Origin of the sequence: Sulfurospirillum arsenophilum NBRC 109478 (genome assembly GCF_000813345.1) — a bacterium.
GTDB classification, from domain to species: domain Bacteria; phylum Campylobacterota; class Campylobacteria; order Campylobacterales; family Sulfurospirillaceae; genus Sulfurospirillum; species Sulfurospirillum arsenophilum.
On sequence record NZ_BBQF01000001.1, the window covers coordinates 541,146 to 562,084 of the forward strand.

Annotated in this window: 24 protein-coding genes; 22 read left to right on the top strand and 2 right to left on the bottom strand. The window is 39.0% G+C overall.

What is annotated here, in order from left to right:
• The 11 genes from xseB to SAR02S_RS02800 all read left to right on the top strand — a co-directional run bounded on the left by xseB (position 1) and on the right by SAR02S_RS02800 (position 10,488).
• Positions 1-204, top strand: a complete 204-nt coding sequence (gene xseB, locus SAR02S_RS02750) for an exodeoxyribonuclease VII small subunit (RefSeq protein ID WP_041956658.1) — start codon at positions 1-3, stop codon at positions 202-204.
• Positions 201-992, top strand: coding sequence for a carbon-nitrogen hydrolase family protein (locus SAR02S_RS02755; RefSeq protein WP_041956659.1), 792 nt, complete (start codon positions 201-203; stop codon positions 990-992). Before xseB ends, SAR02S_RS02755 begins: the two co-directional genes overlap by 4 nt.
• Positions 989-1,654, top strand: coding sequence for a HesA/MoeB/ThiF family protein (locus SAR02S_RS02760; protein WP_041956660.1), 666 nt, complete (start codon positions 989-991; stop codon positions 1,652-1,654). Before SAR02S_RS02755 ends, SAR02S_RS02760 begins: the two co-directional genes overlap by 4 nt.
• 43 nt (positions 1,655-1,697) lie before the next feature.
• Complete coding sequence (locus SAR02S_RS02765; RefSeq protein ID WP_041956662.1) at positions 1,698-2,828, top strand: succinyldiaminopimelate transaminase; 1,131 nt, start codon at positions 1,698-1,700, stop codon at positions 2,826-2,828.
• Between the two features lie 68 nt (positions 2,829-2,896).
• Positions 2,897-4,207, top strand: a complete 1,311-nt coding sequence (gene murC / locus SAR02S_RS02770; protein ID WP_041956663.1) for a UDP-N-acetylmuramate--L-alanine ligase — start codon at positions 2,897-2,899, stop codon at positions 4,205-4,207.
• Entirely contained in the window at positions 4,207-4,551 is a 345-nt protein-coding gene (locus SAR02S_RS02775; RefSeq protein WP_041956664.1) for a hypothetical protein, read from the top strand. Before murC ends, SAR02S_RS02775 begins: the two co-directional genes overlap by 1 nt.
• Entirely contained in the window at positions 4,551-6,752 is a 2,202-nt protein-coding gene (locus SAR02S_RS02780; protein WP_041956665.1) for an endonuclease MutS2, read from the top strand. Before SAR02S_RS02775 ends, SAR02S_RS02780 begins: the two co-directional genes overlap by 1 nt.
• Positions 6,753-6,826: 74 nt before the next feature.
• Positions 6,827-7,939 carry a succinyl-diaminopimelate desuccinylase gene (gene dapE / locus SAR02S_RS02785; protein WP_041956667.1) on the top strand — a complete coding sequence of 371 codons (1,113 nt, stop codon included), beginning with the start codon at positions 6,827-6,829 and terminating at the stop codon, positions 7,937-7,939.
• Entirely contained in the window at positions 7,936-8,307 is a 372-nt protein-coding gene (locus SAR02S_RS02790) for a RidA family protein (RefSeq protein WP_041956669.1), read from the top strand. The genes dapE and SAR02S_RS02790 overlap by 4 nt, the downstream gene beginning before the upstream one ends.
• A 105-nt stretch (positions 8,308-8,412) precedes the next feature.
• Positions 8,413-9,753 carry an FAD-dependent oxidoreductase gene (locus SAR02S_RS02795; protein WP_041956671.1) on the top strand — a complete coding sequence of 447 codons (1,341 nt, stop codon included), beginning with the start codon at positions 8,413-8,415 and terminating at the stop codon, positions 9,751-9,753.
• Positions 9,754-9,798: 45 nt separating this feature from the next.
• Complete coding sequence (locus tag SAR02S_RS02800; RefSeq protein WP_041956673.1) at positions 9,799-10,488, top strand: class I SAM-dependent DNA methyltransferase; 690 nt, start codon at positions 9,799-9,801, stop codon at positions 10,486-10,488.
• Here SAR02S_RS02800 and SAR02S_RS02805 read toward each other — a convergent pair.
• Complete coding sequence (locus SAR02S_RS02805) at positions 10,485-10,973, bottom strand: hypothetical protein (RefSeq protein WP_041956675.1); 489 nt, start codon at positions 10,971-10,973, stop codon at positions 10,485-10,487. The two genes, SAR02S_RS02800 and SAR02S_RS02805, sit on opposite strands and share 4 nt — an antisense overlap.
• A gap of 100 nt (positions 10,974-11,073) precedes the next feature.
• Between SAR02S_RS02805 and SAR02S_RS02810 the strand changes: the two genes are divergently transcribed.
• Positions 11,074-11,532, top strand: coding sequence for a GNAT family N-acetyltransferase (locus tag SAR02S_RS02810; RefSeq protein WP_041956677.1), 459 nt, complete (start codon positions 11,074-11,076; stop codon positions 11,530-11,532).
• Between the two features lie 65 nt (positions 11,533-11,597).
• Positions 11,598-12,752 carry a S41 family peptidase gene (locus SAR02S_RS02815; RefSeq protein WP_041956679.1) on the top strand — a complete coding sequence of 385 codons (1,155 nt, stop codon included), beginning with the start codon at positions 11,598-11,600 and terminating at the stop codon, positions 12,750-12,752.
• On the opposite strand, the gene SAR02S_RS02820 is transcribed toward SAR02S_RS02815, so the two are convergent.
• Positions 12,753-13,802, bottom strand: coding sequence for a chemotaxis protein CheX (locus SAR02S_RS02820; protein ID WP_041956682.1), 1,050 nt, complete (start codon positions 13,800-13,802; stop codon positions 12,753-12,755).
• A gap of 128 nt (positions 13,803-13,930) precedes the next feature.
• Here SAR02S_RS02820 and SAR02S_RS02825 point away from each other — a divergent pair, with 128 nt between their 5' ends.
• From SAR02S_RS02825 to SAR02S_RS02865, 9 genes are all read left to right on the top strand, one after another.
• Positions 13,931-14,383, top strand: coding sequence for a hypothetical protein (locus SAR02S_RS02825; protein WP_041956683.1), 453 nt, complete (start codon positions 13,931-13,933; stop codon positions 14,381-14,383).
• Positions 14,384-14,463: 80 nt separating this feature from the next.
• Positions 14,464-15,909 carry a pyruvate kinase gene (pyk, locus tag SAR02S_RS02830; RefSeq protein WP_041956685.1) on the top strand — a complete coding sequence of 482 codons (1,446 nt, stop codon included), beginning with the start codon at positions 14,464-14,466 and terminating at the stop codon, positions 15,907-15,909.
• A 133-nt stretch (positions 15,910-16,042) separates the two neighbouring features.
• On the top strand, positions 16,043-16,351 hold the full coding sequence (rplU, locus tag SAR02S_RS02835) for a 50S ribosomal protein L21 (protein WP_014768747.1): 309 nt from the start codon (positions 16,043-16,045) through the stop codon (positions 16,349-16,351).
• Between the two features lie 38 nt (positions 16,352-16,389).
• Positions 16,390-16,650, top strand: a complete 261-nt coding sequence (gene rpmA, locus SAR02S_RS02840) for a 50S ribosomal protein L27 (RefSeq protein WP_041956688.1) — start codon at positions 16,390-16,392, stop codon at positions 16,648-16,650.
• 117 nt (positions 16,651-16,767) lie between these two features.
• Entirely contained in the window at positions 16,768-17,874 is a 1,107-nt protein-coding gene (gene obgE, locus SAR02S_RS02845; RefSeq protein ID WP_041956689.1) for a GTPase ObgE, read from the top strand.
• Positions 17,855-18,619: a glutamate 5-kinase gene (gene proB, locus SAR02S_RS02850; RefSeq protein ID WP_041956691.1), complete on the top strand. Its 765-nt coding sequence runs from the start codon at positions 17,855-17,857 to the stop codon at positions 18,617-18,619. Before obgE ends, proB begins: the two co-directional genes overlap by 20 nt.
• Before the next feature lies 1 nt (position 18,620).
• Complete coding sequence (gene fmt, locus SAR02S_RS02855; RefSeq protein ID WP_041956693.1) at positions 18,621-19,538, top strand: methionyl-tRNA formyltransferase; 918 nt, start codon at positions 18,621-18,623, stop codon at positions 19,536-19,538.
• Positions 19,501-20,154, top strand: coding sequence for a biotin--[acetyl-CoA-carboxylase] ligase (locus tag SAR02S_RS02860; RefSeq protein WP_232293988.1), 654 nt, complete (start codon positions 19,501-19,503; stop codon positions 20,152-20,154). The genes fmt and SAR02S_RS02860 overlap by 38 nt, the downstream gene beginning before the upstream one ends.
• Positions 20,151-20,936 (top strand): ParA family protein, encoded by a 786-nt coding sequence (locus SAR02S_RS02865; protein ID WP_025343857.1) that lies wholly within the window; start codon positions 20,151-20,153, stop codon positions 20,934-20,936. The genes SAR02S_RS02860 and SAR02S_RS02865 overlap by 4 nt, the downstream gene beginning before the upstream one ends.
• Positions 20,937-20,939: the final 3 nt, after the last annotated feature.

The window sequence follows — 20,939 nt, forward strand, 5'->3', positions numbered from 1 at the left end:
ATGCACGAAGAGAAGCAAAGTTTTGAAGCAAAGCTTGAGAACGCCAAAGTTATTTTAGATACGCTCTCCAACCCTGAACTTTCCTTAGAAGAGGGAATGAAAAAGTACCAAGAGGGTATTGCGATTCTCAAAGAAGCAACTAAGATGCTTGAAGAGGCAAAATTGACCTATACCAAATTGCAAGAGAAGGAAGAATTGGCATGAAAATAGCGGCATTGCAACTCAGCACGCTTCCGATGAGCGAAGCAAAACTTGATTATTACTTTCGCATTTGCAAGCAAAAAGAGGTTGAAGTGGTGTTACTCAGCGAGTATGCACTCAACAGCTTTTTCAAAGAGTTGGAAGGCATGCCAATCTCAATGATCAAAGAGCAATCGAACCATAAAATAGAAGTCCTTAAAAAACTGTGTGCTGATTATGATTTACATGTCATTGCTCCTATCGTCAATGTTAAGGGTGAATTTTGCTACAAATGCAATGCTCATTTCTCTCCAAAATCGGTGCACTTTTTCGATCAGCAATTTTTGATCAATTATAAACACTGGAACGAAGAGAAATTTTTTGCCAATGCCGTTGCGAAGTACACCCTTCCTATCTTTTTGCACGGAGGCATTCGTTTTGGAATCGTGAGTGGTTATGAGCTTCATTTTGATGCTGTGTGGGCGGAAGTGATGAAGAAAAATGTGGATGTTGTTTTAACCGCTACCTCTTCGACATTTGATTCGGCTAGGCGTTGGGAAGAACTTTTAAAAATGCGAGCTATGCTGAACAACGTTTATATTTTACGAGCAAACCGTGTTGGAAGTTACAAAGAAGAAGAGACATGGCAGTTTTACGGGCATAGCAGTTTGATTTCACCTTTTGGCGATGTAGAACTGACCTTAGGCGATAAAGAAGAAATGCTTGTTGCAACCATCGAAAAAGAGAGCCTTGCTGATGCACGAAAGCTTTGGGGCTGGAAGAAACAGGTGAGCAAAAGGGAAGCGTTATGATGCACTATTTCCACAGGCAAGTACAGCTGTGGGGAGAAGAGACACAACAAAGCTTACAAACTAAGAAGATCGTCATCATCGGCTGTGGTGGACTTGGAAGTTCTTTGGCGTACGCGCTTGGAAGTTCCGGAATTGGCGAAATTCACCTCGTGGACTTTGATGAAGTGAGTGTGCATAATATTCACCGACAGATCGCGTTTAAAGTGGGTGATGAGGGAAAACTCAAGGCCAATGTGGTCAAAGAGAGCATTGAAAGTCGTTGCCCTTTTGTGAAAGTTTATGCACACATCGGACGCTTAGAAGCGTTTACATGTAAAGGTATAAACGTCGATCTCATCATTGATGCAACTGATAATTTACCCACACGAGGACTGATTGATGCGTATGCCAAAGAAGTGAACACTCCTTGGCTTTATGGTTCGGTTGAGGCTTTTAATGGGCAAGTCTGTTTTTTTGAACAGAGTAGTTTTAAAGCTTTCCAGATCAGCAATAAAACGCCTTCCGGCATTGCTGCACCCATTGTGATGCACATCGCATCCTTGCAAGCTAACTTAGCATTGCGCTATTTAGCGGGACTGAGTGTTAAAAAAGATTTGCTTTATTATCTGTACATCAACGAAGAGGGTGAGTTAATCACCCAAAAATTTGGAATGCCAAAATAAGCCAAACGTTTGATGAAAACGTTTACATGTAAAAGGAAAACCATTGCATTTTGAACCGTATCCCTTTGAAAAATTAACTGAATTGCTCAAAGATATCACACCAAATAGTACGTATCCAGCGGTGAGTCTCACTATTGGTGAACCGCAGTTTGAAACACCTGATTTTATACAAGAAGCACTCAAAAACAATAGTGCATTATTGAATAAATACCCAAAATCTTCAGGCGAAGCGTATGTGAATGATGCGCAACGTAGTTTTGTCAAAAACCGTTTTAATGTTGACCTAAAGCAAAGTGAACTGCTCTCCACTTTTGGAACAAGGGAGGTGCTTTTTAACTTTCCTCAGTATCTTTTGTATGGCAAGCCAAATCCTGTTATGGCATACACCAACCCTTTTTATCAGATTTACGAAGGTGCAGCGATTGCGAGCCACGCTCGTGTCGTGCATTTGAGCCTCACCAAAGAGAATGCGTTTAAACCTGATATTAATTTGCCTGCCTTAAAAGAGGCAGATTTGATTATTCTCAATTTTCCCAACAATCCAACTACTTCTGTTTTAAGTCTTGATGAACTCGGTGAGTGGGTGAAATTTGCCCTCAAATACGACATTGTGCTTTTAAACGATGAGTGTTACAGTGAAATTTATGTGGGTGAAAAACCAGCTTCTTTATTGGAAGCCTCTTTACATGTAGGGAATCCTAGCTTTAAAAACGTACTGGTCATCAACTCGATCTCCAAACGCAGTTCTGCTCCAGGGCTTAGGTCAGGCTTCATAGCAGGTGATGAGAAAATATTAAATGGTTATGCAAAATACCGCACCTATGTGGGAGCAGGCATTCCCTTACCACTTCAAATTGCTTCTGCTGTGGCGTGGAGCGATATGGAACATGTAGAGCTTACGCGTGCGCAATATGCGAAAAATCTTCGCCTTGCACATGAAATTTTAGGTGTTCCAGAAGTAGATGCGACGTTTTACGTTTGGTTGGAAGTTGAGGATGATTTGAGCTTTACATGTAAACTCTATGAGCAGAAAAATATCAAAGTTTTGCCAGGTCGTTTTCTAGGACGGGGTGGCGTTGGCGAGAATTATGTGCGCATTGCGCTTGTGGAAAACAGTGTGAAAACAGAAGCGATTTTAAAAGAGATTAGGGATTTTATTTCTACTTCGAAGTAGACGGTGTAGCTTTTCAAGCTTTGCTTGTAAAGTATGTAAAAAGTAAAAGATTTTTGTAAAGGGTTGAATTGAAAAAAGTTCATTTTGTAGGAATTGGCGGCATTGGGCTTTCCGCGTTAGCAAAATATTTAAAACAAGAGGGTTATGAGATCACAGGCTCTGACATAAAAGCAACGAAAATTACAGCGGGTTTAGAAGAGATGGGTATCAATGTACGCATTCCACACGACCCTGATTGCATCACAGACCAAGATTTAGTGGTTTATTCTGCGGTCATTAAATCTGATAACATAGAACTCGTACGCGCACGCGAAAAGGGAATGAGCATTATGCCACGTCGTGAAGCATTGCTTTTTATCCTTAAAAATAGACGTGTTTTTTCTGTCTGTGGAGCGCATGGCAAAAGTACGACCAGTGCGATGCTCGCTTCCATGGTTGAGGGCTCTTTGGTCATTGGCGCAGAGAGTAAACAGTATGGCACCAATATGTACTACAAAGAGGGCAACAATGTCATCTTTGAAGCCGATGAAAGCGATGAGAGCTTCTTGAATTCCAATCCGTACATTGCAATTGTCACCAATGCTGAACCTGAGCATATGGAGTATTATAACTACGATTTTAACCGTTTTTACGGGGCATACCGCCACTTTTTAGAGAGTGCAAAGATTCGTGTTATCAACGCTGAAGATGAGTTTCTAAGCACACTTACAGATTTAGACGCGATTCGTCTTTATCCGAGCCGAGATATTACGGATATTCAAACGCTTATGCGCGATGGTGAGCCATTTACCTCGTTTATGCTCAAAGATTTGGGACGTTTTGAAGTATGGGGCATTGGCGCACATATGGCTCTGGATGCTTCCTTGGCAATTTTAGCAAGTATTCATGAGATGGATGTTGAGACAGCGCGTGAAAAACTCAAAAACTATAAAGGAATCAAAAAACGTTTTGATCTTTTAACCAAGCATGAAAATTTTGCTTTGATTGATGATTATGGCCATCACCCAACCGAGATTAAAGCGACTTTGGGGTCAGCCACAAAATACGCTGAACTCATGGGACTTAAAAAGATTACAGCGATTTGGCAACCGCATAAATACTCTCGCACCATTGATAACTTAGAGAGTTTTGTGAACTGCTTTGAAGGGGTCGATCAGCTCATTATTTTGCCGGTTTGGAAAGCTGGTGAAAAAGAGGTTTTCATTGACTTTGAAAACGAGTTTGCACGTTACTCTCCACTTTTCCCACCGCGCGTTTACCGAAAAGATGATAGTATTGAAATATTCCCTTGCGAAGCGAATCAGCACATTTTTGATGAAGGTTTGGTGATTAGTTTTGGAGCGGGTGATATTACCTATCAACTACGAGGAGTGATGTAATGCAACTTTTACTTGTTTTGGCAGTGGTTTTTCTTGTTGTATTTGGAATTTATGCAAAAAAGAGTACCTTCTCCAAAAAAGCAAAAGTAGGGCTTGTGTTAGCCCTTGCTATTTTCATTCTCTTTGCATGGATGTATGAAGCAAATATCGCACATCAAAGTGAGCAAAATCGTTTGATGATCAGTGCCTTTAAACAGGGGAAAACACTCTACTGTACAGACAAAGAGATTAGCTCAGCGACATTTGTCTTTGTGAGTGGAACGCTAAGCTTTATTCCTAACGATAAAAATAAAAATGACAAAGGCATCGTCATCGATATGTCTACATGTAAATTAGAGCGTTGATGGAAAAGCTCTTTTCTAAACTCGATCTTGTTGATTATGCAACAGGTTTTAAACATTTCTTAGCACGAGAAAAGCCTCTTTATATGGAGGGCGATGCCAATTTACATTATAAACTGATTCATGAACTTCTTACGCGTGATCGTCTGAAGCCTCTGCCAGAAGTTCCTTCTTTAGATGTAGCGCTCATGCATCTGAGCAAAATGGGAATGCTTCGTCTTAACGAGATTTTTGCGTTTGTTCAGATTATTAACTATATGCTGTACCTTAAAAATATGCTGAACGACCAAAGCCTTGGCGAATGGATGGAGCGTATTCTCATCCCCGCTGAAATTACCCAAATTTGTAACTATTTTGATGAGAAAGGTGAATTGAAATCTAGTGTGGATGAGCAGTTTGCGAATATCGCTCAAAGCCTTAAGATGGTTAAAGATGAGATGAACAGTACGCTTCGCCGTTTGATCTCAACGGAAAAGGTTGCACTTTATTTAGCAGACAAGCAAATCCATTACATTAACAATCAAGAAGCGCTTTTAATGCGTGGTGGTTTTAACCATGTATTAAAAGGCAACGTCATTGGACGTAGCAGCAGTGGCTTTTTCTATGTCGTACCTGAAGCCTTAGCCAAACTGGTGAGTCGGGAAAGTGAACTGTTAGATCGTAAAGAAGAGCTTGTGTATAAATACGCCAAACAGATCTCTTCGGTTTTTACTAAACAGCTCAAATTTTTAGGTTTTGTGAACAAAGAGTTCGACCGTTTTGATGCCTACTATGCCAGAGTTGCATACGCGAGAGAAAAAGATATGGAGTTTGTGCTCCCATCCAAGAGCAATATCATTAAGCTGGAAAACTTTGCCCATCCAGCATTAGCCAATCCAAAACCTATTACGATTGATTTTTCCAAGCAGGTTTTGATGATTACGGGTGTGAATGCAGGTGGAAAGACGATGCTTTTAAAGTCTATCCTCTCCGCTGCAATTTTGAGTAAGTATTTGCTTCCTATGCGCATTGATGCAAAGTATTCAAGTATTGGTTCCTTCAAAGAAGTGTTTGCTATTTTGGATGATCCTCAAAATGTTAAAAATGACATCTCTACCTTTGCGGGACGGATGAGTGAGTTTAGTAAGCTTTTTGGTAAAAAAGTAGCACTGATTGGTGTGGATGAGATAGAACTTGGAACGGATGCCGATGAAGCAGCAAATCTGTTTAAAGTCATGATCGAAAAGCTCATCGACAAAGAGATGAAAATCGTCATTACCACGCACCATAAACGTTTAGCATCCTTGCTTGCAACGCACCCTGAGGTTGAACTCTTAGCGGCAATTTACGATGAAAAAAGCGAACGTCCAACGTATGGATTTTTAAAAGGAACCATTGGAAAGAGTTACGCCTTTGAGACAGCCCTTCGTTATGGGATTCCTCAGTCATTGGTTGCAGAAGCGAGAGTTTTGTACGGAGAAGACAAAGAGAAGCTTAATGAGTTGATCCAAAAAAATATCGACTTAGAGCTTGAAATGCGTAAAACCTCTCAAGAACTGGATGCAAGACTCCGTGAAGTGGAAAAACTCAAAGAGTCATTGCGCGATGAAAAAGATCGTGTAAGAGAAGAGTTTGACCATGCCTATTCGAAGATGTCTAAAGAGTTCAATCAAGCGATTGGTGAAGCAAAAAAGGCGATTAAGAGTTCCGATACCAAAGAGTCGCATCGCCTTTTAAATAAGGCTAATCAACTGCATCAAGAGACAAAAAGAGTCATTCCTGATCAAAAATCTGAACCCTTACATGTAGGCGATAAGATCAAGTATGGAAGCTCTAAGGGCGTGATTAAAGGCATTAAAAAAGAAGAAGCAATGATCGAGTGCGATGGCATAAGCCTTCGTGTGCCACTCGCCAAGCTCAAACGCACAGGCAATCAGCCTAAAGTGCACAAATCAGGTGTTGTCATCTCCAAAGAGACCCCGAGTAGCTCAATGATTTTGGATCTGCATGGGCTAAGAGCTGATGAAGCGGTTGAAAGGCTTGATAAGTTTTTAAGCGACGCCCTTATGAGTGGCTTTGATGAGGTGTTAGTCTATCATGGCATAGGAACGGGAAAACTAGCGTACGCGGTGAGAACGTTTTTAAGCACGTATCCTTCTTTGGTTTCATACGGCGATGCTCCTATCAATATGGGCGGTTATGGCGCCACATTGATTAAGCTTTAAAAAAGCTTGATGGAAGATCATAAACTTTAAAATAATATATAATCTAAACAAGAGTCTTTTATAATAGAGGTACTATGGTGAAAACAGAAGAACTTTTCTTAAAACTTTTACGCTTTGTCTCCGTCACTCCAGATGATGGTGGCGCATTTGCGTTTATAAAAGAGTACCTGAATGACTTTGAAGTCATTGAAGTAAATGTCGAAAAAACGAAAAATCTCTTTTTATACAAACGCTTTGGGGAAGGTCCACATCTCTGTTTTGCTGGGCATATTGATGTTGTTCCTCCAGGTCACGGTTGGCAAAGTGAACCATTTGAGCCTCTTGTGAAAGAGGGCATCGTGTATGCCAGAGGTGCGCAAGATATGAAAAGTGGTGTGTGCGCATTTTTACAAGCACTCAAACAAGCAGAAAATTTCAAAGGTACACTCTCAGCACTTCTTACCAGTGATGAAGAGGGTGATGCAAAACATGGTACGATTGAAGTCCTTAGAGAGCTAGAGCGCCGCTCTTTTTTACCAAATTATGCGATTGTGGCAGAGCCAACGAGTGAAGTAGTGTTTGGTGACGCCCTCAAAATTGGACGCAGAGGTTCTATTAACGGTATGATTGAAATTACAGGTAAGCAAGGTCATGCGGCTTATCCTGAAAAAGCGATCAACCCTGTGCATCAAGTAGCTCCGCTACTGCATAAACTAGCAGGTCATTTACTTGATTCTGGTGATGAGGATTTCACCCCTTCGCAGATGGTGATTACCGACATTCGTGGTGGTATGGAAGTGAGCAATGTTACGCCTGGAAATCTTAAAATTATGTTCAATGTCCGCAACTCTACCAAAACCGAGAGGGAAAAAATCCGCGTTTATGTGGAAGACGTTCTTCAAGGCATGAACTTTAGCCTTCATTTGAGTGAAAGTGCACAACCTTTTGTTACATGTAAAGACTCTTTAATCGTCAAAACAGTTAGTAACGCACTTTTACATGTAAAAGGTAAAATGCCTAAACTCTCCACCGCAGGAGGCACTAGCGATGCACGTTTTTTTGGTGCTTTTGGCATTGCAACCGTAGAGTGTGGCGTGGTCAATGATACCATTCATGCACCCAATGAATGTTGTCCATTGCACGAAGTAGAGTCTTTAGTCGAAGTATTTAAAAATGTGATTGAAAATTTTGAAAAGGAAGATGTATGAAGATTGTTGCAACGACCAGCGCACCTGCTGCGATTGGTCCGTATTCACAAGCCATTGTTGTGAATGATATGGTGTTTACCTCTGGACAAATTGCACTCAAGCCAGATGGTAGCTTTTTGGATGGGGATGTGGAGGCTCAAACCACACAAGTGTTAGAAAACCTCCAAGCCGTACTTAAAGAAGCGGGCAGTAGTTTGCAAAAAGTGGTTAAAACAACCATCTTTTTAGCAAATATGGATGACTTTGTAAAAGTGAATGGTGTGTATGGCTCTTTTTTTGGAGAGCATAAACCTGCACGCAGTACAGTTGGTGTGAAAACCTTGCCTAAAAATGCGTTGGTTGAGATCGAAGCAATCGCAGTAAAGTAAAAATTTTATTTTAAAAGTCTTAAATAAACTTCGTTTAAAGTTTTTGTAGGACTTTTTATAATAGAATGTCGCACCCTAAAATCTTAGAGTAGGAAGTTATTTAGCATGACAAAAAATCACTATGACGTCTTAGTAGTCGGTGGCGGAATCTCAGGTGCAGCTCTGTTTTATGAGCTTGCAAAATATACAGATGTTAAGCGCATTGCGCTAGTCGAAAAATATGAGCGTTTAGCAAAACTCAATTCTGCTGGAACATCAAATTCTCAAACCATTCACTGTGGTGACATAGAGACAAACTATACTCTAGACAAAGCCAAAAAAGTCAAAGAGACTGCCAGTATGATCTCAAAATACTGCGTAAATCATGGGCATGAAGGGAAATTCCTATTTGCACATCAAAAAATGGCAATCGGTGTGGGTGATACCGAAGTGGCATATATGAAAAATAGGTACGAAGAGTTTAAAGAACTCTATCCGTATTTGGAAGTTTTTGACAAAGAAAAACTCTCTAAAATTGAGCCAAAGCTTATTTACGATGAAAATGGTAAAGAGCGTCCAGATAGCATCATTGGTGTTGGTGTTGAAGGTGGCGAATACAGTACGGTTGATTTTGGTCAAATGACTGAAAGTTTGGTAAAAGAAGCTCAAAAAATTGAAGGCAAAGTTGCTGATGTATTTTTGAACTCTCAAGTAACCAATATTACCAAGCTAGGTGATATGCACGTTGTTATGACAAAAGATCAAACGTTTACGGCTGATTTCGTTGTGGTAAATGCGGGTGCTCATTCACTTTATCTTGCGCATGAAATGGGCTTTGGTCTTGACTTTGCATGTTTACCTGTTGCTGGTAGTTTCTACATGACAAAGAAAAAAATGCTTAATGGTAAAGTTTACATGGTTCAACATCCAAAACTTCCATTTGCTGCATTGCATGGCGATCCTGATATTTTAGCGGATGGTTGTACACGTTTTGGTCCAACAGCATTGGTTCTTCCAAAATTAGAGCGTTACACGGGTGGTACGTATCTTGATTTCTGGCAGACACTCCAATTTGATGGCAAAGTTGCAAAAGTTTTTTGGGATTTGATGAAAGACAGTGACATTCGAAATTATATCTTTAGAAATTTCCTCTTTGAAATTCCTAAATTTGGTAAAGAGCTTTTCATTAAAGATGCACGTAAAATTGTTCCATCATTACAACTTGATGAACTTGAATACGCACATAACTTTGGTGGTGTAAGACCTCAAGTTATCAATAAAACAGAGAAAAAATTGATGTTGGGAGAAGCAAGTATCAATCCAGGTACGGGTATCATCTTTAACATGACACCAAGCCCAGGAGCTACTAGCTGTCTTGGTAATGCACGACGTGACGTTAGAATCGTTTGTGAATACTTAGGCAAAACCTTTGATGAAGAACTCTTCAAAAAAGAACTCGTTGACTAAATCTACTTGGGGCTTTGATTTCAAAGCCCCACATAAAGCTTACACATGATAAATCCTCTTGACCTTTACGCTAAAATCGAATCACTCATTGGCTTTGATGCCCAGTATGAAAAACTCTATCAAATCTATTTACACCTTTTAAATTCTTTACATGTAAAGACAATTTTGGATGTAGGTTGTGGTAATGGTAAATTTTTAAAGCACTTGCAAAGCAGACAATTGAGTGCATGTGGTATTGATCGAAGTGCTGCAATGATTGAACGTGCCCTTGCATTAGGTGTGGATGCAAGTACCAAAGAGTTAGATGCGTTTGAAGAAGCTTCTTTTGAGTGTGTTGTTGCGATTGCTGATGTACTCAACTATATCCCTGCAACAGAGTTAGAATCTTTTTTTGAAGCGGTGGCAAGAGTTTTACCCAAAGAGGGTTATTTTATCTGTGATGTCAATACACTTTATGGTTTTGAAGGTGTAGCGGAAGGTGTGATGTGTCAAGACCAAGGTGATCAGTTTTTATGTGTTGATGCAACGTTTGAAAACAAAGAGCTTTTAACCAACATTGTTTTGTTTGAAAAAGAGGACGAGTTTTACCGCAAAGTTGAGGGCTCAATAACGCAATATTTTCATTCGCTCGCATTCTTTAAGAAGTTGAAAGCATTCAAACTGTGTTCTACCAAGTCCGTCACGCTATTTGGTGACGAGCCTGATAAAACAATTTTAGTGTTGCAAAAACGTTAAACTATCTTTTGTAAAAATGTATTAAGTGTTGAATTTTGCTGGTCAATTTTATTGTCAGCGTTTAGTTTATCCATTAATTGTTTACGGAAATCACTTAACATCTGATCTAAACTTGTAAGTGCTTCTGCTCTTGCATCGCCAGTGAGTGGAGGTTGCGTATCGGCACTTAGTCCTAGTTTGCCTTCTAATTCTGCTTTTTTCTCTTCAATCATTTTTTCGATTTTTTCATTGTTATAATCTTGGAAAAAAGTCAGGGCTCCTTTGGTACCTAGCGTATTTTTGAACTCTTCTACCATTGCATCTGATTCGCTTGTTTCGGTTGCAGCAGGTTTGTTTGGATTGGTGTTGGTATTACTGTTGGCAGCAAGCTGTTTATGAAATTCCTCGGCGAACGAAGAGAGTGCAGAAGAACTTTCATTTTTAGTTTGTGTAAGCGTATTGCTAAACAATTGACCGATCTTATTTTGAGTATCGTTGATAGTCATCAAAAACTCCTTATAGCATTGTAATGTATAACAAGCAAAAAAGGTTCCTATGTTACAATTATAGAATAATGTGCAATGTCAGTTAGGATGAAGGAGTACTATGTTGGTTGTTGAAGAGGCAAAGCTCTCAGATATTGAGCGTTTAAGCGAATTGTTAACGGTACTGTTTTCCAAAGAAGCTGAGTTTACACCTAACTATGATGTGCAACAAACAGGGCTAAGAATGATTTTGGAAGATGCAACGGTAGGAGCTGTATTGGTTCTTAAAAATGAGCAAAACATCATTGGAATGGTTAGTCTGTTATGGACGATCAGCACCGCTTTGGGTGGGCGAGTAGCGTTTTTGGAAGATATGATTATCGAGCCTTCATGGCAAGGAAAAGGTGCGGGTTCCATGTTAATTGAACATGCTATAGCCTATGCCAAAGAGTTTACATGTAAACGTATTACACTCTTAAGCGATTTGGACAATGATAATGCACATCGCTTTTACAAGCGCTTTGGTTTTACAAACTCTGTGATGCAACCGATGCGTTTACTGCTTCATGAAAAGAACTAAGTTTCTTGTTTGGAAAAAATAAACTAAAAGTAGTACTATACAGTTATAAAAAATAAAGGATATATTTGAGATCGGTTTTTGGTTTTTTAGTCTTGATGATAACGGTGTTAAATGCTGGAAGTGCTCCGAGTGATCCGTCTCTTTTTTACCAAGAGGTTGTCCAAAAAATTAAAGAAGAATCTATTCACCCCTTTGATGAAAAACGACTGATGGATAGTTGTTTAGAAGGGATGATCACCAGTGTTGATAAGAGTGGACGCTATTTGAATGAAGAAGAGTATGAAACACTCTATTTAAGCTCTAAACCAGTTGCTGGTATTGGGTTATTTATTACCCAAAAACGTAACCGAATTTTAGTTAAATCCGTCGTCGATAGCTCTCCTGCAGATAAAGCGAATCTTCAAAAAGGAGATGAGATTGTACAAATCGATGGCATTTTAGTGCGTGATCTTGGTTTTGATAAAGTAGTCGCAGAACTTCGAGGCTCCCCTAATACTAAAGTCAAATTAACTGTTTTAAAAGCCAAAAGTTCCAAGCCTATTGAACTTCAGTTGACGCGTAAAGTGGTTACCATTGATCTCATTAGCTCTTTTATGTTTGAACACGATATTGCCTATTTTAAAATTAGCTCATTTGCACAAGATGCATTGTCTGAAATGCTTGAAGATGTCGCTACACTTTATGAGGCACAACACCACAAAATCAATGGCATGATTTTAGATCTTCGAGACAATCCTGGTGGAATTATGAATAGTGGTATTGCGATAACGTCTCTGTTTTTAGAAAATGAAAAGGTGATTTTAACAGTCAAAAGTCGTAATAAAGAGGAAAAAAAGCAGTATAAGAATACACCACAAGATTATGAAGGCACAGAGTACGTGGAAAAAATTGAAGCGCTCAGTTTTTTAAAACATGTTCCTTTGGTTATCTTGGTTAACGCTGATTCATCGGGTAGTGCAGAGATTGTCTCTGCGGTTTTACAAGAGTACAATCGTGCTACGATCATTGGAACGCCAACATTTGGCAAAGACACATTTGCAACACTCTTTCCTCTTAGTACCAACACCACAGCCGTAAAATTTGCAACGGCACGTTGGAGTACCCCTAAGGGAAAAAGTGTCTGGCCAAGTGGGGTGATACCTAATATCGAGATAAGTCAAGGAAAAGAAGAGGAAGATCTCCCTCTTTCTGAGGCATTGCGGGTTTTACAAACGAAATAATTACTTAGTGATAAACATATAAAAAGGTTTTTCATCTAACTGCATATCGATCCAAACGCCATTAGATCCTAGCGTATCACTGAGTGCTACTTGCAGTGAGAGGTAAGTTTTAGGAAGTTCAAAAAGCACTTTGAGTTTTTTATTAGAAAAAATGACTTTTGCTCCACCTGTAATGATATTGCAAAGCTCTGCAACACCATCCACAATGGCTGCCGTATCATCAGCATCAAGTTCCTCTCCCAGCATAGCATCAAGTGCAACAAGCGCTAATTCTCGTGGAAAGATGAGAAAGAAAATGCCACTAATATCGCCTTTAAACTTCATTGCAGCAATGATAACTTGAGAAGGAATTTTTTCATTAAAAGGGCGAATCTCATGTTTAATCTTTTGTGCTTCTAATCCTGTAATAGTGACAAGCGAATTTACTGCTGTGTCGATAAAAACAGGAAGATTGATTACCAGTTGTTTTGAAAGTCCTAAGCTTTGTGCGGTAGGCTTACTTTTGGCTTGATTAATGGCAGAATGAGTGATGGTCATATCGTATTTTTTAGCGGACGCTTTGATCTTAAAATCTTCCGCATTTTGAGCATGAACGATAGAATAGCCAAGCTTGACAAGCTCGGTTGAAATTTTATCTGCATTTTCTTTATCATCATCGTAAATAAGCACAGCAAGCTCTTTTTTAAGTGCTTTTGGGTTAAAAAAGAGGAGTGCTGTATTAATGTTTTGAAAGAGTTTGACCGATGTATCGGAACTGAGTTTTTTAAGATACATAAAAGTGTCGCGCTTGTAGTCACCAATGGCTACGGGCAGATCGATAGCATGACTAAGCTTTTCGAGTTGCATAACGAGATTTGCTAAGTTTGGATCTTCTTTAACCAGAGGCGAATAGGGAGTATCTTTTAACGAAACGAGAATACCCTTAATATCTTTTTCTTTTAAAGCAGCTTTTTGTCCTAGAATCGTGTTGTAGAGAACAGTATTTCGGTTATCAAGGACCGCTTCGTTATAATTAAAAATGAGAATAGAATGTTGGATAGTATTTGTCATGGCCTTGTTTCAACCGTTTATATTAATTAGGATTATGAGTAGGGATGATAGCACAGAAAGCTTTTAATTTTATTGAATTGATCTAACGCTATAATAAGGATTAAGAAAAATATGAGGTGTAAATGTCGATGAAATCTCGTTTTGCAGATATAGATGAAGCCGTTAGTGCATATGTTGCAAACGAAATTTCCATAGAAAAAAACAAAGAGCTTGAAGAGTTGATTTTCTTTTCAAGTTATACGATTAAATTCGATGTTTTTAAAAAAGCAACTCAAAAACTCAAAAAAATATTACGACAGAAACTTCCGTATGAATGGCATATATGGGAAGAAGATGCTGCGAAAGTGATAGAGATATATCATTTAGATATATCTCATGGGAGTGAGCGTTATACGTACCTTCTTAAAGCTCTGCTAAAAGCACAAATACAAATTAATGAAGCAGTCATGGGTCATTTTATAGGATTGTGCAAAAAAGCACACTCATTTGAGTATATCGAAAGTAGAGCTGAGCAGATTTACAGACTTCTTTTTGATGACATAGAAAACGAATCTGTGTGTAAAACTTCATCACCACTTTAGACATTACATGTAACGCTTATGATATAATTTTGTAACAAAAAAGTGATACAATAGAACTCATTTTGAAAAAGGAAACAAATATGGATAAAAAGACAAAAATCCTAGCAACAGTCGGACCAGCAAGTGATAGCGTAGAGGTTTTAGAAGGATTAATTAGAGCTGGTGTTAACGTATTTCGACTTAATTTTAGTCATGGAACTCATGAGTATCATGCCAGCACATTAGCAAAAATCAGAGAAGCAGAAAAGAATGTACAGAAAAAAGTAGGTGTTTTACAAGATATTTGTGGCCCTAAAATTCGTGTCGGTAAATTAGAAGATGATTTTTACTTAGAGGTAGGTGATAAGCTTTATTTTACGAAAGAGCAAATCGTTGGTAAGAAATTTGAAGAGGGAAAGTATGAACTTTGCATCAATCAACCTCAAATCTTGGATATGCTCAAAGAGGGTGAATATATTTATCTGTATGATGGCAATATCAGAGCTAAGGTCATCGAGTCAGGCGCTAAAATTGTAACTGAAATTGAAAATAGCGGTAAACTTTCTTCAAATAAAGGTGTTAACTTTCCAAACACCGTTATTAATATTGAAGTGATCACACCAAAAGATGAAGCTGACCTTTTATGGGGTGCTCAACATGGTGTTGATTTTGTAGCTGTTTCATTTGTTCAAAGTGCCAAAGACATTTTACATGTAAGAAAAATTTTGAAAGAACACAAATCACGTTCTCATATTTTTGCAAAAATTGAGAAGTTCGATGCGGTTGAAAAAATTGATGAAATTTTAGAAGTGAGTGACGGTATCATGGTTGCAAGGGGTGATCTTGGTATCGAAGTCCCTTACTACAAAGTACCAAGTATTCAAAAAAGGTTGATTGCAAAAGCCAATGCTGCTTCTAAGCCCGTTATTACAGCAACGCAAATGCTTCTTTCTATGGCTGAAAAAGAGATGGCAACCAGAGCTGAGATTAGTGATGTTGCCAATGCTGTCCTTGATGGAACCGATGCGGTTATGCTTTCCGAAGAGAGTGCGATTGGTGTCAATCCTATCCATGTTGTTGAGGTTATGGCCAATACTATTAGAGAAACAGAGATGATTTATCCTTATGGTAAATTTGAGGTTTATCCTTTCTTGGATGAAACCGATATTATCTCTTCATCAACAGCGCGCCTAGCAGATCGTTTGGGTGTTGAAGCGATGATTTCATTGACCAGCTCAGGAAAATCAGCACGTAAACTAGCACGTTACCGTATTAAAGCAGACATCTATGCTGTTACACATGATGAGCGAACAGCGCGTTCTTTGACGATTGCATGGGGTATTAAGCCAATTATGAACATTGAGGCAAGTAATCTGAATATGATGCTTGGTAAAACGCTTCAAAAAGGCATTGAACGTGGTGTCATCGATAAAGAAAAAACCTATATCGTTACTGCTGGATACCCAGCTGGTGTTGAAGGAAGTACAAACTTTATTCGTATCTTGAAAAAAGCACAGATTGAATACTACACCGATATGGTTCTCTAAAAAATATTAGAAGCGATTTAAGCCTTTTGGAATGATTCCTGTAGGCTTAAACGTTTTGTTTTAATATTACCTTAAAGAAGGTTTAGGTACAATCCAACCCTCAAAATAAATCTCTCCCAAGAAGGACATACGGATGTATGCAATTATAAAAAATGGCGGGAAGCAGTATAAAGTTCAAGAAGGCGACTACTTAAATGTCGACAAACTTGACGCTCAGCCAAAAGAGAAAATAGTAGTGACGGAAGTTTTAGCTGTGAACAATGGCGAACTCAAAGTGGGTGCCCCATTCGTCAATGGTGCTACAGTAGAACTCGAAGTTGTTACTGAAGGCAAAGACAAAAAAGTTATAACTTTCAAAAAACGTAGACGTAAAGACTCAAAAGTCAAACGTGGTTTTAGAAGACAATATACTAGAGTAAAAGTTGTAAGCATTAAAGCTTAACCCACAAGCGTTACAAAAGAAAAGATTAGGAGTAACCAATGGCTCACAAGAAAGGTCAGGGAAGTACCCAGAATAATAGAGACTCAGCTGGACGTAGACTGGGTGTTAAAAAATTTGGTGGCGAGTTTGTACGTGCAGGCAATATTATTATTCGCCAACGTGGAACAAAAGTACATGTAGGAAATAACGTAGGTATTGGTGTAGATCACACTATCTATGCATTGATCGATGGTTTTGTTCAATTTAAACGTAAAGATAAAACACGAAACAAAGTTTCTGTTATCCCCGCAAGTTTATAATTTAAAGGTGGAGTTCGCTCCACCCTCTTTTTTTTCCTCAAAAACAAAAAATACCTCTAATGATTATACGTTTACTGTAATGATTAAAGGTATTACTCACATTAAAAGGTTTTTACGATGTTTATAGACAATGTAGCACTGACACTTAGTTCTGGCAAAGGCGGCCCTGGTTCTGTCTCTTTCCGTAGGGAAAAACATGTTATTCAAGGTGGACCTGATGGCGGTGACGGTGGTCGTGGTGGTAATGTTTATTTTCAAATCGATAGAAACACCCATACTCTTTCACACTTTCGTAACAATCAACACCTTAAAGCCAAAAATGGCGAAGCTGGTATGGGTCGAAAGATGTATGGCAAAATGGGTGAGCATTTAATTGTAACCGTTCCTCCTGGAACCCAAGTCCTTGACGCTGAAACAGGTGAAGTACTTTTAGACCTTCTCGAAGATAATGAGAAAAAACTCTTTTTGGAAGGTGGCATGGGTGGACTTGGTAATACTCACTTTAAAAGCTCAACCAATCAAAGACCTGAATTTGCACAACCAGGACGTCCTGGACTGACTAAAGAGATTAAGCTTGAACTAAAATTGATTGCGGATGTTGGTCTAGTAGGTTTTCCAAATGTTGGAAAATCAACACTCATCTCCGTTCTTTCTAACGCACAACCTGAAATTGCTAACTATGAATTTACAACCTTAACACCAAAACTAGGCGTTGTTGTAACCGATGATTTCCGCTCTTATGTTATGGCTGACATTCCTGGTATTATTGAAGGTGCGAGCGAAGGAAAAGGACTTGGTATTGAATTTTTGCGCCATATTGAGCGTACGAAATTTTTACTTTTCATGGTTGATCTTGCCAATTATCGTGATCTTAAAGAGCAATATTACACGCTTCAACAAGAGCTTCGCAAGTTTTCTGAAAAATTGGCACATCGTGATTATGCTGTTGCGCTTACACGTTGTGATACATTAACTCCTGAAGAGATCAATGAAAAAGTTGATCTATTTTTAAAACTCTTAGGGCTTGAAGCCAATGATTTTACGAGTAAGTATAAGACTAGGGAAGATTTACATTCTTATGGGCAAGATGTACATGAAAGAGAGCGAGCATTGCCCTTTTTTGTGATGCCAATTTCTTCCGTTTCTAATATCAATGTTGATCCTATAAAATATGCCCTATCTGATGTCATAACAAAGGTTCGTGATGAGAAGAGTAGTAGTTAAGGTTGGTACGCATGTGCTCAGCGAGCAGAACCGTTTATGCAAAGAGCGCATTCTCAATTTAGTTGAATTTTTAGTCGCACTTATGGAGAACCATGAAGTGATTTTAGTCTCTTCAGGTGCTGTTGCTGCTGGTTATTCTGTCTTAAAACTGGATAAAAAATTGCTTCACAATCGTCAAGCCATTGCTGCTGTGGGACAACCACAACTCATGGCTACGTACAATAAAAAATTAGAAAAATTTGGGAAAAGTGGTGCTCAACTCCTTTTAACAGCAGATGATTTTGACTCAAGAAGACGCTGTTACCATGCTAAATGTACGATTGACACGTTGCTTGAAAATGGTATTCTCCCTATTATCAATGAAAACGATGCAACGGCAACGGAAGAGCTTGTTTTTGGTGACAATGACCAACTCTCTTCTCGTGTCGCCTACTATTTTGGGGCAGACCTTCTTATTTTACTCTCAGACATTGATGGTTACTACGATAAAGATCCTCATAAACATGCAGATGCTACCATGCGTAAAATCGTTCATGAGATTGAACCTTCCGAATTGGAAATTGAAAAATCAGCCAATTTTGCTTTTGCAACGGGTGGCATTGTCACCAAGCTCAAAGCGGCAGACTTTTTACTTGAGCGCAAGAAATCGATGTTTATTGCCAGTGGTTTTGATTTAAGCGATGTCAAAAGTTATATGCTAGAGGGCGTTCATAAAGGCGGAACACTCTTTACATGTAAGGATTAAGATGCGCGTTGTTTTCATGGGGACACCCTCTTATGCAACGACTATTTTAGAAGCATTGTTTAAAGATACAGATATTGAGGTAGTACTTGTCGTCACACAAGAGGATAAACCCGTTGGTCGAAAACAAGTACTGACACCTCCTCATATCAAAGCATGGCTCCTTGAGCAAGATTTACATGTAGAAATTTTTCAGCCAAAATCTCTGCGTTCAGAAGAGGCACAGCTAAAAATTGCCTCCTATCAACCCGATTTTATTGTGGTTGCTGCATACGGGCAAATATTGCCTAAGGTAGTCCTTGATATTGCACCATGCATCAATCTTCACGCTTCTTTGCTTCCAAAATACCGTGGAGCTAGTCCTATTCAGTCAACCCTCCTTGCGAATGAAACCTACGCAGGTGTTACTTCTATGTTGATGGAAGAAGGGTTAGATACAGGAGCAATGCTGGGATTTTTGTATTTGAAAATTGAGCCAGAACACAATGCTTCCATCTTATTTGAGACTTTAGCCAATTTAGCAGCAGAGCTTACGCGCGTGACACTCAAAAACTTTACATCGCTTTCTCCTTTGACCCAAATGAGTGCGAATGCAACACACTGTAAAAAGATCAAAAAAGAAGATGGCCTCATCTCATTTGAACAAAGTGCTAAAAGTATCCTCACTCGGTATAAAGCGCTCTCTCCTTGGCCAGGTCTTTTTATCGAGTCTGGGCTAAAACTGCTTGAGCTTGAACTTTTTAATCATGAAGATGAAGCTGTTTTTGGTGTGATTAAAGAGATAAAATCTGAAGGTGTTGTCATTACATGTAAACAAGGTTGCATCCTTCTTAAAACGCTTCAGCCTATCTCCAAAAATGCGATGAATGCGCTTGATTATATTCGTGGAAAAAGGCTTAACATTGGTGATACACTGGTTTGATACCCTAGAATCTACACATCAATATCTTATCGCCTCACTTCGCGAAGGTACACTTCTTGCACCATGTGCCATTGGAGCTTCACAACAGACCAATGGAGTTGGAAGTCGTGGAAATAGCTGGATCGGAGAAGCAGGAAATCTCTTTTTCTCGTTTTGTGTAGAAGAGAAACAGTTACCACTTGATTTACCATTAGCCTCTGTATCGATCTATTTTTCTGCTTTAATGAAGCAGATTTTGGAGGAGCAAGGCTCGAAGGTGTGGTTGAAGTGGCCCAATGATTTTTACTGTAATGACACAAAAATTGGAGGTATGATTACCACCAAAATTGGTGCTACGATTGTAGGCTCAATAGGTCTTAATCTTAGCATTGCACCTGAAAATTTCGGGACTTTAGATATCATCGTTACACCAAATGCTTTAGCCGAAGATTTAATTAGAAAGGTTGAGGAAAAAATATCGTGGAAGAAAGTTTTTAGTAAATATAAGATAGAATTTGATCAAAACCGAAACTTTTCTTTCCATTTGGATGGCAAATTGGTCTCGTTGCGTGACGCGATATTGTGTGATGATGGCTCTATAGAGCTAGAAAATAAAAAGGTGTACAGTTTACGATGAGTGAGATTATAGCGATAGCAAATCAAAAGGGTGGTGTTGGTAAAACAACGACCGCTATCAATTTGGCTGCCTCCTTAGCAGTTGCTGAAAAGCGCGTGTTATTGATCGATATTGACCCTCAAGCCAATGCTACAACAGGCCTTGGTTTTCACAGAAGTGACTATGAGTACAACATCTATCACGTTCTTATCGGCAGAAAACGTCTCTCGCAAGTTATCCTTGAGACATCACTTTCAACGTTACATGTAGCACCGTCCAATATTGGTCTTGTAGGTGTTGAAAAAGAATTTTATGACAACAACACGAAAGGGCGCGAGCTCATTTTGAAAACAAAAATTGAAGAGATTAAAGATCAATATGATTACATTATCATTGATTCACCTCCAGCACTTGGAAGCATTACGATCAATGCTTTGAGTGCAGCAAACTCTGTGATTATTCCTATTCAGTGCGAATTCTTTGCACTTGAAGGTTTGGCGCAGTTGCTTAATACGGTGAAATTAATTAAAAAGACGATTAATCCGACACTTGAAATCAAAGGCTTTTTACCAACCATGTACAGCACCCAAAACAATCTCTCTAAACAAGTCTTTGCAGATCTCAAGGAGCATTTTAAAAGTAAATTGTTTGTTGATAAAGAGAGTGCTTCGTATGTGGTAATACCACGCAATATTAAACTTGCGGAATCCCCAAGTTTTGGCAAACCTATTATTTTATACGACGTAGAATCACCTGGTTCTAAAGCGTACCAAAATCTTGCTAATTCGATTTTGGTGAGTTAAGGT

Coding starts and splice junctions, on each gene's coding strand:
- SAR02S_RS02800 (WP_041956673.1), top strand. CDS start 9,799: ATGATAAATCCTCTTGACCTTTACGCTAAAATCGAATCACTCATTGGC.
- SAR02S_RS02820 (WP_041956682.1), bottom strand. CDS start 13,802: ATGACAAATACTATCCAACATTCTATTCTCATTTTTAATTATAACGAA.
- SAR02S_RS02825 (WP_041956683.1), top strand. CDS start 13,931: ATGAAATCTCGTTTTGCAGATATAGATGAAGCCGTTAGTGCATATGTT.
- fmt (WP_041956693.1), top strand. CDS start 18,621: ATGCGCGTTGTTTTCATGGGGACACCCTCTTATGCAACGACTATTTTA.
- xseB (WP_041956658.1), top strand. CDS start 1: ATGCACGAAGAGAAGCAAAGTTTTGAAGCAAAGCTTGAGAACGCCAAA.
- SAR02S_RS02810 (WP_041956677.1), top strand. CDS start 11,074: ATGTTGGTTGTTGAAGAGGCAAAGCTCTCAGATATTGAGCGTTTAAGC.
- dapE (WP_041956667.1), top strand. CDS start 6,827: ATGGTGAAAACAGAAGAACTTTTCTTAAAACTTTTACGCTTTGTCTCC.
- obgE (WP_041956689.1), top strand. CDS start 16,768: ATGTTTATAGACAATGTAGCACTGACACTTAGTTCTGGCAAAGGCGGC.
- rplU (WP_014768747.1), top strand. CDS start 16,043: ATGTATGCAATTATAAAAAATGGCGGGAAGCAGTATAAAGTTCAAGAA.
- SAR02S_RS02775 (WP_041956664.1), top strand. CDS start 4,207: ATGCAACTTTTACTTGTTTTGGCAGTGGTTTTTCTTGTTGTATTTGGA.
- SAR02S_RS02805 (WP_041956675.1), bottom strand. CDS start 10,973: ATGACTATCAACGATACTCAAAATAAGATCGGTCAATTGTTTAGCAAT.
- SAR02S_RS02795 (WP_041956671.1), top strand. CDS start 8,413: ATGACAAAAAATCACTATGACGTCTTAGTAGTCGGTGGCGGAATCTCA.
- rpmA (WP_041956688.1), top strand. CDS start 16,390: ATGGCTCACAAGAAAGGTCAGGGAAGTACCCAGAATAATAGAGACTCA.
- SAR02S_RS02790 (WP_041956669.1), top strand. CDS start 7,936: ATGAAGATTGTTGCAACGACCAGCGCACCTGCTGCGATTGGTCCGTAT.
- SAR02S_RS02755 (WP_041956659.1), top strand. CDS start 201: ATGAAAATAGCGGCATTGCAACTCAGCACGCTTCCGATGAGCGAAGCA.
- proB (WP_041956691.1), top strand. CDS start 17,855: ATGAGAAGAGTAGTAGTTAAGGTTGGTACGCATGTGCTCAGCGAGCAG.
- SAR02S_RS02760 (WP_041956660.1), top strand. CDS start 989: ATGATGCACTATTTCCACAGGCAAGTACAGCTGTGGGGAGAAGAGACA.
- SAR02S_RS02865 (WP_025343857.1), top strand. CDS start 20,151: ATGAGTGAGATTATAGCGATAGCAAATCAAAAGGGTGGTGTTGGTAAA.
- pyk (WP_041956685.1), top strand. CDS start 14,464: ATGGATAAAAAGACAAAAATCCTAGCAACAGTCGGACCAGCAAGTGAT.
- SAR02S_RS02780 (WP_041956665.1), top strand. CDS start 4,551: ATGGAAAAGCTCTTTTCTAAACTCGATCTTGTTGATTATGCAACAGGT.